This is a genomic window from Flavobacterium sp. NRK F10 (assembly GCF_024054235.1).
GTDB lineage: Bacteria > Bacteroidota > Bacteroidia > Flavobacteriales > Flavobacteriaceae > Flavobacterium > Flavobacterium sediminis.
In genome coordinates this window covers 3,312,225-3,325,133 of the sequence record NZ_JAMXLC010000001.1, presented here as the reverse complement: position 1 = coordinate 3,325,133, position 12,909 = coordinate 3,312,225, and the positions used below count along the sequence as shown (strand labels likewise).

At 32.1% G+C, this 12,909-nt stretch carries 15 protein-coding genes; all 15 read right to left on the bottom strand.

All coding sequences use genetic code 11. From position 1 onward, the window contains the following. Window positions 1–166 precede the first annotated feature (166 nt). Window positions 167–388 carry a hypothetical protein gene (locus tag NHF50_RS15205; RefSeq protein ID WP_252777238.1) on the bottom strand — a complete coding sequence of 74 codons (222 nt, stop codon included), beginning with the start codon at window positions 386–388 and terminating at the stop codon, window positions 167–169. A 216-nt stretch (window positions 389–604) separates the two neighbouring features. Continuing rightward, window positions 605–1,642, bottom strand: coding sequence for a serine hydrolase (locus NHF50_RS15200; protein ID WP_252777237.1), 1,038 nt, complete (start codon window positions 1,640–1,642; stop codon window positions 605–607). A gap of 180 nt (window positions 1,643–1,822) precedes the next feature. After that, window positions 1,823–2,308, bottom strand: a complete 486-nt coding sequence (locus NHF50_RS15195; protein ID WP_252777236.1) for a hypothetical protein — start codon at window positions 2,306–2,308, stop codon at window positions 1,823–1,825. Between the two features lie 213 nt (window positions 2,309–2,521). After that, entirely contained in the window at window positions 2,522–3,004 is a 483-nt protein-coding gene (locus NHF50_RS15190; protein WP_252777235.1) for a hypothetical protein, read from the bottom strand. Window positions 3,005–3,202: 198 nt separating this feature from the next. Continuing rightward, window positions 3,203–3,649, bottom strand: coding sequence for a hypothetical protein (locus NHF50_RS15185; protein WP_252777233.1), 447 nt, complete (start codon window positions 3,647–3,649; stop codon window positions 3,203–3,205). A gap of 162 nt (window positions 3,650–3,811) precedes the next feature. Beyond that, the gene (locus NHF50_RS15180; protein ID WP_252777231.1) at window positions 3,812–4,321 is read right to left on the bottom strand and encodes a hypothetical protein; all 510 of its coding nucleotides are present in this window, start codon (window positions 4,319–4,321) and stop codon (window positions 3,812–3,814) included. A gap of 159 nt (window positions 4,322–4,480) precedes the next feature. Further along, on the bottom strand, window positions 4,481–4,756 hold the full coding sequence (locus NHF50_RS15175) for a helix-hairpin-helix domain-containing protein (protein ID WP_109570443.1): 276 nt from the start codon (window positions 4,754–4,756) through the stop codon (window positions 4,481–4,483). Continuing rightward, on the bottom strand, window positions 4,756–5,178 hold the full coding sequence (locus NHF50_RS15170) for a VOC family protein (protein WP_252777228.1): 423 nt from the start codon (window positions 5,176–5,178) through the stop codon (window positions 4,756–4,758). Before NHF50_RS15170 ends, NHF50_RS15175 begins: the two co-directional genes overlap by 1 nt. A 183-nt stretch (window positions 5,179–5,361) precedes the next feature. After that, on the bottom strand, window positions 5,362–5,823 hold the full coding sequence (locus NHF50_RS15165; RefSeq protein WP_252777226.1) for a GyrI-like domain-containing protein: 462 nt from the start codon (window positions 5,821–5,823) through the stop codon (window positions 5,362–5,364). Window positions 5,824–6,002: 179 nt separating this feature from the next. After that, window positions 6,003–7,631 (bottom strand): GIY-YIG nuclease family protein, encoded by a 1,629-nt coding sequence (locus NHF50_RS15160; RefSeq protein WP_252777225.1) that lies wholly within the window; start codon window positions 7,629–7,631, stop codon window positions 6,003–6,005. Window positions 7,632–7,888: 257 nt separating this feature from the next. Next, window positions 7,889–8,095, bottom strand: a complete 207-nt coding sequence (locus tag NHF50_RS15155; protein WP_252777224.1) for a hypothetical protein — start codon at window positions 8,093–8,095, stop codon at window positions 7,889–7,891. A 61-nt stretch (window positions 8,096–8,156) separates the two neighbouring features. Further along, window positions 8,157–8,699: a TetR/AcrR family transcriptional regulator gene (locus NHF50_RS15150; RefSeq protein ID WP_252777223.1), complete on the bottom strand. Its 543-nt coding sequence runs from the start codon at window positions 8,697–8,699 to the stop codon at window positions 8,157–8,159. Further along, window positions 8,699–9,199, bottom strand: a complete 501-nt coding sequence (locus tag NHF50_RS15145; RefSeq protein ID WP_252777222.1) for a hypothetical protein — start codon at window positions 9,197–9,199, stop codon at window positions 8,699–8,701. Before NHF50_RS15145 ends, NHF50_RS15150 begins: the two co-directional genes overlap by 1 nt. 141 nt (window positions 9,200–9,340) lie before the next feature. Beyond that, a complete protein-coding gene (locus tag NHF50_RS15140; protein WP_252777221.1) occupies window positions 9,341–11,191 on the bottom strand; it encodes a hypothetical protein in 1,851 nt (616 codons plus the stop codon). Window positions 11,192–11,414: 223 nt separating this feature from the next. Continuing rightward, complete coding sequence (lpdA, locus tag NHF50_RS15135) at window positions 11,415–12,803, bottom strand: dihydrolipoyl dehydrogenase (RefSeq protein WP_252777220.1); 1,389 nt, start codon at window positions 12,801–12,803, stop codon at window positions 11,415–11,417. Window positions 12,804–12,909 lie beyond the last annotated feature (106 nt).

Genomic DNA, 12,909 nt, shown 5'->3' with positions numbered 1-12,909 from the left:
TTTGTTTTTTGGTTTCAACTTTCGCACTGTTCTTTAATGTATTACACACTATTAAAAGACTACTTATTATAACCAAAGATAACAAAAAATCCGTCAGAAAATGATTAGTTAAAATTTTTAGGAAGTAATAAAATCAAAAGAAAAAAGATACTATATGTTTTATTATTTAAAATTTTCCAAATCCGATAAATAAAGCGATTGCTAAGCAAAGTACTCCTATTATTTTCCAGGAATTGGTATGAAAGTTATTCGTTTCAGATAGATGTAAGTAAATTTCTCCGTTAGGGGAACGCAAATCAAAACAATCATGATCCCGATTGATTCTTTCTCTAATTGTTCTTTGTTTTCCTACCGAAACAATAACAGTATCTCCTTCTTTTAAGAACATAAATGATTTGACTTTCAAATTGTCATAAGAGCAACTTTCAATATCAAATTCTACTGTATGATTTTTAAATTCAAAACTTATAGATTTATATTTTTAATAAAATGTTGGCTAAATATATGAGAGTATGAATAGTTTGGATTTTATACTCTGACTTTTCTATTTAGTACTAATCTTTGTTTGTAACCTCTAGCTCTTATTTTTATAGTATTACTTGGGTTAGTTTCTCTTTTTCAATATTTTAACGACCCGATTATACATTAGTTCTGACATATTCCAATTATAACCTTCAAAGTCGACCGTATTTGTATATTGTATGACAACAGCGTCAATATCCTTATGATATTTAGCAATAGTTTGGTATCCCGGTATCAGTCCTGTGTGCTCGTACTTATAAATGGATGAATAGATTTCTTGTTCCTTTTTATCTTTAAAAACAGAGCCGTCATTTAAGGCTCGGATAAATCTGCTCAGATCTTCTGCTGTTGCCAATATTGAGCCTATATTATCTGTCTTTAAATCTGCATCATAGCCTACATAGTAACCACTCATTACATCATCTATGTTTACATCCTGAATTGAGCCAAAGGTATGTTCTAGATGCAATGGGTTTAAAATTTCTTTTTGAATGTATTGGAATGTACCATATCCGAGAACTCGGGTCATTATTTTTCCAAGTAATAAGTAATTGGTATTGCAATATTCATAATCTTCATCGGGTTTAAAGTTGGCTGGTTTATCTAAGACCAAAGCAAGATTTTCATCCGCTGTCTCTTTTGGAGCAGCCCAATACATATAGGTATCCGTATAATTAGGTATGCCACTTCTGTGTTTAACCAACATGCGTAATGTGATTTTATCTGCATATTGTATTCTGCCTTTCAGTTCAGGTAAATACTCGACAAGTGTTTTGTCTAGTGATAATTTTCCGTCATAAACCAGTTTTACAACGGCTACAGCATTATACAATTTGCTTACACTGGCAATTTTGAATAAAGCATTGGGGTCGGCCGGAATTTTGTTCTCTTTGTTCTTATAGCCCGAAGTATAAAATTCTGATTGATTTCCTTTTTTGTTGACACAGACAATTATACCGTCAAATCCGTAATCCGTTGCTTTGTCGACTTGTTCTTGAACGGTATCCGGAAGAGGCTTGATCCAAGCGTTTACAATAGGCCACGGAACAAAATACAGCGAAATCATTGTTCCTAAGAACAACAAAATTCTAATTATTTTTTTTGTTTTTTTCTGAGTCATTTTATTTTCTGTATACTAATGATTTTAGGTCAAGAAGAAGTAGGGTAAATGAAGTTGGAGCCACAACAAATATAAGTAAACTTTTGAATTTTGGGAGAAATGTGTAAAGTGAAGAAGTGAAATTCAAAGGTTGCCTGAAACAGAGCATTACTTGTAAAAAATATTTCGTATCTGTATTTTTTAATCACCTCCAATCCATTTTCTTTCATTAGAATTATATTTTTCGGTATGCCACCCATCTATATCATAAAAAATATAGAAGTTTAATTTTAAAGAATCTGTTGAGTAATTAATATAATCAGTTTCAAAATCCAGATCTAATTCTTTTAATGAGTTTGGAAACTTGCCGCCCTCTTTACTTTTTTTATCAAGCATTTTAATAACAATTTCTGCCTTTTCTTTTTTCCTATTCAGTTGATATTTTCTAATAGGAAGAGAAATTATAAAAGATAAAGTCAGGCAAATAAAGAAGGTAATCAAGTATTTTGAATTTTTCTTCTTTTTAATGATATCAGAAATTCCAACTATTAAGGATAAGATTAAAATGATTATCCAAATAATTGAAAATGTCATTAAAAAAAATATAGTTGTTTTTGATAATAAAATGCATGAAACTAAAATAGATAATACAATTAAAAATTGGTTTTTAAATTTGAATATTTTCATATTTAACTTTTAAAAGAGGTATTGAGAAGTAAGTTTTTTTGACATGATATAATAGTTCCTAGTTATAAAGAAGTGGTTTAAAACCTTGATTGAACTACTACAAATATAAGTAACCTTTTTAAATTTTAGAAGAAATCTGTAAAAGTGAAGTGGGGAAATAAAATCGTAAGTATTTGGTAGTGTTTGTAATAGGGTATAAAGATGTAGAATGTCTTACTTTTTTTTATCAAATTCGATTAGTATTTGACATAATTTATAAAATTCGGTTTCTTTTTCTGGAGACCACCTAATAACTGCATGATATTTTCTTTCTGTACAATTATTTTTCTCAGTAGAAATAGCTTCTAATAACCAATTTGATCCATCAAGACCTCTTCTTTCTGTTCTGATTGGCAAAGTCCAAAAACAAGTATTTTTTATTTGGTTTTCAAAATTATCCCATTCCGTTTTTGCTAGTATTCTTTCATATTTTTTCGTGATGCTACCTTTTCCTTCTTGAATATTATAATTTTTTTTAATAATTAATTTATAATCTTCAGAACTCCTTTCAATTTTGTATACAAATGTTGAACCATCCATAATATTTTTTTTTGAAAATCGGTAAATATTTTTATTTACAAATCTAAGATCTGGTTCTTTTAAACTTTTTAAATATGCTTTCCAAGCTTTCTCATTAATTGAACTTATAGTATTCAATATACTATCATTTTTTCTGATAACATTTGAATCCACTTCACAATTACACTTACTTTGACAATTTGAGTTCAAAATAATAATGATGAAAAAAAGAAATAATCTAAAGTACATAAAGTAAGTATTATAATAATTTTCGGCTGTAAAATAAGGGGGTAGGGCAATAGCAAGCTATTACTTGTCTCCTTGTTGTATATGGTTTTATTTTAGAATGTTTTTATATTTATTGAAATTTACTGGGATATTATTTTCGATACTAACTGTATTTGAAGTTATTGTTGGCTTTACACATATTATTTTAGTGTTAAAATCAATATCAATTATTTGAACATTATTAATTTTTGCAATGTCTTTATGTTGAATTTTGAATTCGTATTTTCCTGGAAGTAGATAAATCATAGCATATTCATTTGCTTTTAGATGTCCAAGAGCTCTATTATTTATCCATATATTCAGGTCAGAAGTATCATCTATTTTATTCAGTAAACCAGCTCCATTATAAATTAAAACCTTTCCATTGTCTAATTCATTTAGCAAAGTAGGTTCTGATGAAGAACTAAGTAAAGAATATTCAGATTTAATTGGTTTTAGTGCACAAGATGAAAACAATATTGGAGTAATAATTATTGCGAGGAATTTTAAATTCATTATTTTATAATAATATATTTTGTTTTAATGGGGCAAAATGTTTTCAGCATAAAAAGTAGCGCGTAAAACCAAGACTGAACTACTACAAATATAACGTAAACTTTCGAATTTTCGGATAAAATTCGAAAGTAGGCGAGAAGCCACGATAACAGCTAACCAATGTTAACGGCAGTTGTTTTTAATTTCGGTTCGGTTGTAATAGTCTAAAAATTTCGAATGGTTTTTAAACATTGTAATAATATTGTCTTCAGGATAATTTAAATTTTCTAAATAGATGATTTTTCTTTTTATACCATTTTTTTTATAAACGATTAATCCTTTACCTTTTTTATGTTTTGAATATGATACAGTATTTAATTCAACGAAATCAATTTCATTCCATTCCCAAAATTTTAGAGAAAAAAAAGGAAAAAAAGTATTTCTATGACAAAAGCCTTCTTCGTTAATTTTTAATATAGGTTTGTTATCGAATATTTTTAAGACACTTATTAAAAAAAATACAATCAAAAAACCAAAAACGAATGTAACCATTCCATTTTGAGAGAGTCTTTTTTTATCCAAAAAAAAATTATCAGATTTTATAATTAAGACTAAAATAAAAGCAAATAAAAATAAAATTGGAATTAGTTTATTAAAGAAAGATTCTTTTACAATTATTTCGTTTTCTTTCAATTTTGATGTAGTTTTTTACAATTGTCTTTAATGGTCTCGGCTATGAGTAGTTGCTTGGTTTAGCATGAAACTTTGCAAGTACACACAAACTGAAAATCCGCAAGGATTTTCAGAAGAAAGCGAGAACAAGCAATTACTTATAGCCATTGTTGGCGGTAGTTATTTTTTGTCTTTCCAATTCCACCATTTTAGTTTTTCGCTGTCTTGTCTTTCTGTCGGTGTTTCTGCAAAATACACTGCACACCTAAAAACATAAAGTAAACACCTGTCTTGAACGCAACCTGCAAACAAATTCGAGTTGTCGTAAAGTACTTCCGGGTCTTTACCTTTCAAGTCGTCAACGTATCTAATTCCGATGTTGTATAAATCTGTCGCAATAGATTTTCCAACGCCCGGAATTATTGTCAATGCTTTTATGGTCTGAGTTGCTGTCATTACAGTTTTATGTTGTCATTTTCGTCAAGCTCCCAAAACGGATTGTAAGCAACTTCAAATAGATGTCCGTCCAGGTCTTTGAAGTAACCGCTATAACCGCCCCAATAAACTTTCTGTGCAGGTTTTACGATTGTTGCACCAAGTTTCGCAACCTTTTCTAAAATTTCGTCCACTTCTTTTTCCGATTTCGTGTTGTGCGAAATTGTAAGTCCCGAAAATGTTGTCGGCTGATATGTCAATGTCGTGTCGTCCGCAAGTTCGTGTCTTGGGTGCAGTGCTAAAATAATTCCGCCCAAGTCAAACAAGGCTAAACCATCCATACTTTTGCCGGATTTTTTCCAACCAAGTCCTTTTTCGTAAAAATCTAACGATTTCTGAAAGTCGTCAGTTCCAAGTGTTATTAAGTTAAGTTTTTGTCTCATTTGCAGAGTTTCTTTTAATTACCGCCAACGTTGATGGTATGAAAAGTTGCCGATTCCGAAGCACTTCCTTATCAAGCTACACTGAACTTTAATAGAAGTGAAAACCTTGAAACCTGCACTGCAACGGCAATTTTTTATACCATGTGTTGGCGGTTCGTTGTTTATTTCTGTCGTCATATATATTTAGGTAGTAGAAATGAAAATGTCCATCTCTGCATTACTCCAATCTTTACTTCGCTCATCATAAACTTCGAAGTCATATTTATATGTTCTATTTATTTCTGAACTCCAAATGCGTTTCCAAGCATCTGTAATACAACCTGTCATTTTTCCTTTTGCTGTTACTTTAAAGTAATTATCAGAAGGAATAAGTAAACTATCCATACCATTAGGTATTTCAGTATCAATTGCTACTTTGCAACCAATAAAATACGAGAAAGGTTTGGTGTCATCTCCTTCATAGTCAAAGTAAACGGAATAAATTTCTTCACCTAACTTATTCGGTATAATTTCTACAAAATTCTCAGTCTCAAATTTCTGCCATAAGTTACCACAGTCAATACTTGATTGTCCGCCTTCATTTGTCGTCTTTTTGTCGAGTTTGAGTCCAATCAATTTGAACTCCGAAATAGTTGTCCTATACATATTTGTTATTTATTTGTCTGTCTATTTAAGATTATAATAGCTCCCATACAATGACCGCCAACGGTTGGGCTATGAGTAGTTGCGTGGGTTAGCACTCAACTTAGCAAGTACACACCAAACTGAAAATCCGCGAGGATTTTCAGAAGTAGGCGAGAACAAGCAATTACTTATAGCCATTGTTAGGTGTTGTTATTTATTTCAGTTATCACTTTATCTATTGTGTCATTTGCTATTTTCATATCAAGTCTAAAAAACTCTCTTCTAGGGTCAACTCTGTATGAGTCTAAAATTTGGTGTATTTCTTTTTCTGCTTTTTTACAATCCTTAACAGCCCATTCTCTCATTACTCCAAATTTATCAGGTACACTTGTCTTTGATAATTGTTTTGCTCTTTCTTCCGTTTTGTTTGTTGTTAAACCAATCTTATAAATGTCTTTTTCGAATGTTGCATTTCTCATAACATAAATATAGCCTGCATTTTCTCCTTCAAATTCTTGCTGGTCGTTATTGTTGGAAATAATTAAGTCATTCGTATTAGCTTGAAAATAACTTTCTGTTTTGTTAACCCAAGTTTTACCCGTTACTTGTCTACCTTTTTTATCTGTTCCAAATTCTTCTGGTGACAACTTTTTCCAATATCCTCCATTCTCTATTTTGAAATTTTCATCTCTCAAAACAATTCTATCTGCTGAAAATCTATTTTCCTTATTTAGTAGCCATAAAGAACGATACCTGATTTTATATTTAGCATCTACGTTTTTAAATTTTCTTTTTTTAATAGGACTATTAATTAAGTCTTTTAATTGTGTTTGATGTTCTTCCTCTTCTATATCATCTTCGTGGAAATTAAAATAGTATGGCAGATATAATACGGCTTTAGCTAGTTCAAAAATTGAGTTATAACCCTCAACACTTGAAATCATATTTTCATAAGTTTCTTGTAAATCTTTTGTTATCCAATCTCCATTTCTGATAAAACCAGTTATATCATCTGTTAATATTGAAAAAGAATTACCTTCATCTTTTGCAATGTATCTCGCATCTATAGTTTGCGTTTCTAAATCAAACCTGCAGGCAATTAAGACTTTCCATAGATTTTTGTTGCCATTAAGTTGAACGGCTTCTCTTTTTCTTTCATCTGCTGGCTGTATTTCCTCCTTTCCAGGAATTCTACTTTTTGTTAAAGGGACTAATTCTTTTGTTTTTTCCTCTGTGTCAATTATCTCTCCTGTTAGAAAGAGCATAGTGACTTCATTACCTCTTCTTAAAATAGAAACTCCAGCTATTACAAACTCACTCCCTTCTTCTGTTTTAAAAGTAATTTCGTTAATTTCAGAACCTACATTGAAATTATAAATTAAATCCTCTTCTAAATTTCCTTTTATGAAGTTGATATTAAACTCAAAATCTCTTGAAGTATAGAAGTCTAAAAAATCATAAAAAGAAATTAAGTAATCTTCTTCTTCAAGTAATTTCCAAGAATTGATTGTTTTATCAAGGTCAACAAACGCTTCCATTATGTTGAACATAATGGGCATTTTTCTATGTCCATAAGTCCAAGACCTATGATTGAATTCATTTAAGAAATGTCTAATTTCAAAATCCATATTTAGTCCGATACCATTTGAATCTTGAATTTCTAATGTATTGACTGCTTTTTTGAAATTGTCTCGTAATTGTTTTTTGAGAGCTGGGTTTTCTCTCATTCTTTGTTCGTGAAGAGCCTTGATTTCTCTAAATTCCTCTGTTGATTCGTCAGGAACCGCATCTTTTGAGTATTCAATTCGTCTTTTAATGTGCTCTTTCATTTGTTGGTTTAAATTACGCACAACGGTCCTCGGCTATAAAATTGTGGCGAAAAACCACACACCGAACCATTCCAAATATAAAATTTAATTTCGAATTTTCTCCGAAAATTCGGAAAATATGCGCAAACCCAGCCATGATTTATAGCCGATGTTAGCGGTAGTATTTTTCTATTTCAATTGTATATTCTCCAACTTCGTTTCCTTTTGAAGATCTACATTTAAGAGTATATTCTATACCTTTTTCAATAAAATGATACTCATCTTTCTAAAAGTTTTTCGTCTTTCATTTTGCTTTCTATAAGTTTTTGTAGAGAGTCATTTTTAATGTCTGATATTAGTTTTCCAGATGTTACATCGTACTCGGCAACATTCTTCCAATAAACAGTTTTTACAAAAAGTCTTGAATTAACTGTGTCAAGCCAATGTCCACCATATGGATTGTCGAATTTGATTTTCCAATCCATTAGCCTTATAAAATTTTAAAAAATCTTGCCAAATCATTCTTAATTAAACATGGCAATAGACTTATTCAGATATTTGTTCCATTAAATCATTTATTTTTAGATTTGGACGAATTGCTAATAAAAATAAAATGCCTTCATATTTAGAAACCATTGTTGTTGCTATTTTTAGTGACTCTGTTTTATTATTTTTAGCGTTAATAATAATTTTTTCCAAATTTTTGTAAAATTTTTGTACTTCTTGTTTGAATTCGGGAAGAAGATTATATGCTTCAAAATACATTATGTAATATTCCGAAAATCCTTTTTCTGTTAGTGGTAATATTTTAGGAACGAAATTCAAATAAAATTTCTGTATTTCCTGTTCAATCTGTTCAACGGAAAGTTCCATTTGCCCGTACGTTTCCCAATCTACTTCTTTGTAAAAGGATAAAAAATAGTGTTCTATTACTTGATTATAAAGATCATTTTTGCTTTTGAAATAATGATAGAAAGCTCCTTTTGATAGCTTGGAAGCTTCAACTAATTGTTGCATTGAAGTATTGTGATAACCATTGTTGATAAACAATTTAAATGCAGTTGATAATATTTTTTCTTTACTATTCATTACTTTCCAGTCATTGCAGATTTGGTAGCAAAAACAATAATCGCAATACCTACTATAATTGCAAATGCAACGAGCCGATACAAGTTGTAAGATAATTTAGATTTATCTTGGCTGCTTTTCATTTTTTTTGTTTGATTGAATGATAATAGCATAAGTGGTATTGAAAGAATAATTCCTATAGCTTCTAAAAAAACTAAAAGTTGTGGCATTGAATCGGGTGATTTTGGAAAAATGTGTGCAAAATCTAAGACATAGACTAAAAAGTAACTAAGTCCACAAATAAACGCCACTAGTATACTCCATTTATATTTTCGAAAAATAAAGTAGGATAGAAATAAACTAATCATCCCGAGTGTAGTAAGAAAAATATTAAATACAGATAAGATAGATAATGGAATATGGGAAAAATCTCTCGTGTCAATGCCTCCTCCAGGTACCATTACAGTTAAGTTGATGGCAGACAAAACTAATAATGCAATGATAATTTTTGATTTATTCATTTTTTATATATTCTTTAAAACCGACCGTTCGGTATGTAAATATACAAATAAAAAGTGAATTCTAAATTTGTTATTATCATTTTGTGCTCTTCATAGTAAAAACTTATTTAGAATAGAAATAAGTTTTTTTTAATAATTAAATCACTGATACAAAATATAGGCAGGTTTTCCTACTTGGTAATCCGATAATTTTAAATCGTTATTTTCCAATGAATTGCTTTTTAAGATGTTGTCTCCTTCATACGGAATAGTAGGATAATAAGAGAACGAGATCTGAAAACTGTTGAAAACCAAATAGTCATTGTTGATCAATACACCCAGACTGAATTTAGGATATACTTTGCTTTGGAACAGATTTTTAGTATTATCGGCTAAAGCCCCCAAAGTTATGTTGGCATACGGACTAAAGTGAAAACCGTACCAGTCTTTCGGAACATACGTTTGCATTTGCATGGCTAAAAGCCATCTTTGGGTTCCGGTTATGCCATCGGTAAAATCTTGTAAACCATTTGTATTGTTTAGGCTTAACTGGTCTTTGACGGAAGCGTCCCGATTGTTACCCCAGGTATAACTGGGCTTAATGAACTGACGGTAACGCCACGAACCGATACTCCACAAAGGACTGATATATTGAAATCCGACAGAGAATGCGGTTTGTTCTGATTTTCCGTCGTTGATAAAGGTTCCCCATTCGGTGGTAGCAGTTAAATAGCCGAAAGGATAACGTTTTCCTTTAGCAAATTTAGCACCGAAATACGATCGGTTATCACCGTTTTTAGTTTGCTTCCCAAAGATAAGCGCATAAATACTACCATAAGGAACGTCTTCAGTAATACCGTAATTGAATAAATAACTGTCCTTATAGTATTTCTGAGCGGTGAAAGCTACCTGACCTATAATATTGTTTTCAGAAGCAAAAAAAGAAGTAGGATCAAACGTTGCATCGGGGACTTCAGTATAGATCTTTTTGTTAAAGGTAATCGAAGTAATTAAATTAGTTGTTTTACCTAAATAAGTGTCCGGTTTTAAAATTTTAAAAGCCCTTCCGTACCAATATTCCTGATATTCTGTTTTTACAGTTTGCCTGTAGGTACTATCAGGATAAAAGAAGTTTTCGGTTGCTTCTCTGTTTTCAAAATAGACACCTCCCGCATTTTTAGTTAACGGAGAAAAAAAGTTTCGGGTGAGACCAATACTTCTTGAACTGTTACTATAATAGTCCTTTTGATATATCAGGTCAAATGAAATATAACTGTTCTTAATGTTGTTTATAGTGTATTGGGCATAATGAGCATTGCGCTTAGTCGCAAATTCTTCTTTATAACTTCCGGATATTTTATGACCGTACCCCATAATATTTCGCTCCGTTAGTTTGGCTTCCCAATCACCGGAAGTGATATTTCCTGTCGGAATTAAACTCCACGAATCTAATAAGGTTACATAAACATCAATAGAATCCTGACTTTGGGTAGGTTGGGGTAGGACAGTAACCTGTCGTACATAACGCTGACTACGGATCAAACGCTCTGTCTCTTGTAATTTTAAAGTATCGCAACGATCGTATTGTTTAAATAAAAGCAAGTTCTGTACTGTAAATTCATTGGTTTTGACATGAACTGAATTTCCAAAGCGTTCAAATCCGGTTTTAGGACTGCGTGTACTGTCTTGTAAGGAATACCCGAAAGGATCCAGAGTTTTAATATAGACATTCCGGATCACTTTACCATTTGATGAATGATTAACTTCTCGGATCTTTTCTTCTTTTTTTTGGCGTTCCTTTTCATTATCGATCAAAGTAGCTGTGGATAAGCTGGAAGGGCGGAAAAATAACCGATACATGAACTTGGAGAACTTTCCCTTTTTTGAGTAATTGTAAATATCGTGATAGATCGTTGTAGAGTCTTTGCGTTGGACTGTGATCTGGGCATTCAGTTGCTTACAACTTAAAAAAATGAAGGTTAAAATAAATATGTATCGATACGGTATTCTCACTCTTTTTGTTTAACGTCCTAAAGTACTATTTATTTTGGATGAACTAAAGAAAAAAGTAGTTTAACAGGTTAAAGTTTTAAGCGAAGTAATGGTATCACATGAAAAAAACGCATGTTGATATCAATTTAAGCCTGTCAATTTTTTTTAAATAAAAAGAGGCTGTAAAAGTATTTCTGATACAGCCTCTTTAAGTCTATTTTTTTCCTCTTTTTTTCTAAGAGAATTATAAGTGGATTACTTCATCATAAGCATCAGCTACGGCTTCCATAACGGCTTCACTCATAGTAGGGTGAGGGTGAACTGCTTTTAAGATTTCGTGACCGGTTGTCTCTAATTTTCGTGCTACAACAGCTTCAGCGATCATATCGGTTACTCCGGCACCTATCATGTGACAGCCTAACCATTCACCGTATTTCGCATCAAAGATTACTTTTACAAATCCGTCAGGTGTTCCGGCTGCTTTTGCCTTTCCGGAAGCAGAGAACGGGAATTTCCCCACTTTAATTTCGTATCCGGCTTCTTTCGCTTTTTTCTCAGTTAAACCAACAGATGCAATTTCAGGAGTAGCATACGTACAACCCGGAATATTACCGTAATCTAACGGTTCTACGTGCATACCTTTGATCTTTTCAACACAAAGGATACCTTCAGCAGAAGCAACGTGCGCTAAAGCTTGTCCCGGAACTACGTCTCCGATGGCATAATAACCGGGAACGTTAGTCTGGTAGTAAGCGTTAACTAAAATTTTATCTCTGTCAGTAGCAATACCTACTTCTTCTAATCCGATATTTTCGATGTTTGATTTGATTCCTACAGCTGAAAGAACAATATCTGCTTCAAGGATTTCTTCTCCTTTTGGCGTTTTCACTGTAGCTTTCACGCCGGCACCGCTTGTGTCAACTTTTTCCACAGAAGAATTTGTCATAATGTTGATCCCTGCTTTTTTCAGAGAGCGCTCAAACTGTTTGGATACGTCTTCATCTTCAACCGGTACAATGTTCGGCATGAACTCAACAATGGTAACTTCTGTTCCCATTGAGTTATAGAAGTGAGCAAACTCAACCCCGATAGCTCCTGAACCTACAACGATCATTTTCTTAGGTTGCTCCGGTAATGTCATAGCCTGACGGTAACCGATCACTTTTTTTCCGTCTTGTGGTAAGTTAGGCAATTCACGCGAACGGGCTCCGGTAGCAATGATGATATGATCAGCACTGTATTCCGCTACTTTTCCGTCAGCTGCGGTTACATCAACTTTTTTACCCGGTTTTATTTTTCCGAAACCATCGATAACATCAATTTTGTTCTTTTTCATTAAGAATTGAACACCTTTACTCATTCCTTCCGCAACAGAACGCGAACGGGCAACTACAGCATTAAAATCTTTATCGAAATTTTCAACTTTTAGTCCGTAATCACCGGCATGTTTTAAATAATCAAAAACCTGAGCCGATTTTAATAAAGCTTTCGTCGGGATACATCCCCAATTCAGGCAAATACCACCTAAATTTTCTTTTTCTATAACGGCTACTTTAAAACCTAATTGTGAGGCTCTAATGGCAGTAACATAACCACCCGGACCACTTCCTAAAACGATGATGTCGTATTTCATTGTAATTCAGTTATTTGTTTTTTAATTTTAAAAGAGAAAAGGACAATGTACTTTCCCTTTTAAAATATTTTTGGTTTGTTTATTATTGTTTGCGAATTTAAGCATT

What these genes read in the sequence shown, in the direction of transcription:
- NHF50_RS15205 (WP_252777238.1), bottom strand. Translation starts at nt 388, where the DNA reads ATGTTCTTAAAAGAAGGAGATACTGTTATTGTTTCGGTAGGAAAACAA.
- NHF50_RS15200 (WP_252777237.1), bottom strand. Translation starts at nt 1,642, where the DNA reads ATGACTCAGAAAAAAACAAAAAAAATAATTAGAATTTTGTTGTTCTTA.
- NHF50_RS15195 (WP_252777236.1), bottom strand. Translation starts at nt 2,308, where the DNA reads ATGAAAATATTCAAATTTAAAAACCAATTTTTAATTGTATTATCTATT.
- NHF50_RS15185 (WP_252777233.1), bottom strand. Translation starts at nt 3,649, where the DNA reads ATGAATTTAAAATTCCTCGCAATAATTATTACTCCAATATTGTTTTCA.
- NHF50_RS15175 (WP_109570443.1), bottom strand. Translation starts at nt 4,756, where the DNA reads ATGACAGCAACTCAGACCATAAAAGCATTGACAATAATTCCGGGCGTT.
- NHF50_RS15170 (WP_252777228.1), bottom strand. Translation starts at nt 5,178, where the DNA reads ATGAGACAAAAACTTAACTTAATAACACTTGGAACTGACGACTTTCAG.
- NHF50_RS15165 (WP_252777226.1), bottom strand. Translation starts at nt 5,823, where the DNA reads ATGTATAGGACAACTATTTCGGAGTTCAAATTGATTGGACTCAAACTC.
- NHF50_RS15160 (WP_252777225.1), bottom strand. Translation starts at nt 7,631, where the DNA reads ATGAAAGAGCACATTAAAAGACGAATTGAATACTCAAAAGATGCGGTT.
- NHF50_RS15155 (WP_252777224.1), bottom strand. Translation starts at nt 8,095, where the DNA reads ATGGATTGGAAAATCAAATTCGACAATCCATATGGTGGACATTGGCTT.
- NHF50_RS15150 (WP_252777223.1), bottom strand. Translation starts at nt 8,699, where the DNA reads ATGAATAGTAAAGAAAAAATATTATCAACTGCATTTAAATTGTTTATC.
- NHF50_RS15145 (WP_252777222.1), bottom strand. Translation starts at nt 9,199, where the DNA reads ATGAATAAATCAAAAATTATCATTGCATTATTAGTTTTGTCTGCCATC.
- lpdA (WP_252777220.1), bottom strand. Translation starts at nt 12,803, where the DNA reads ATGAAATACGACATCATCGTTTTAGGAAGTGGTCCGGGTGGTTATGTT.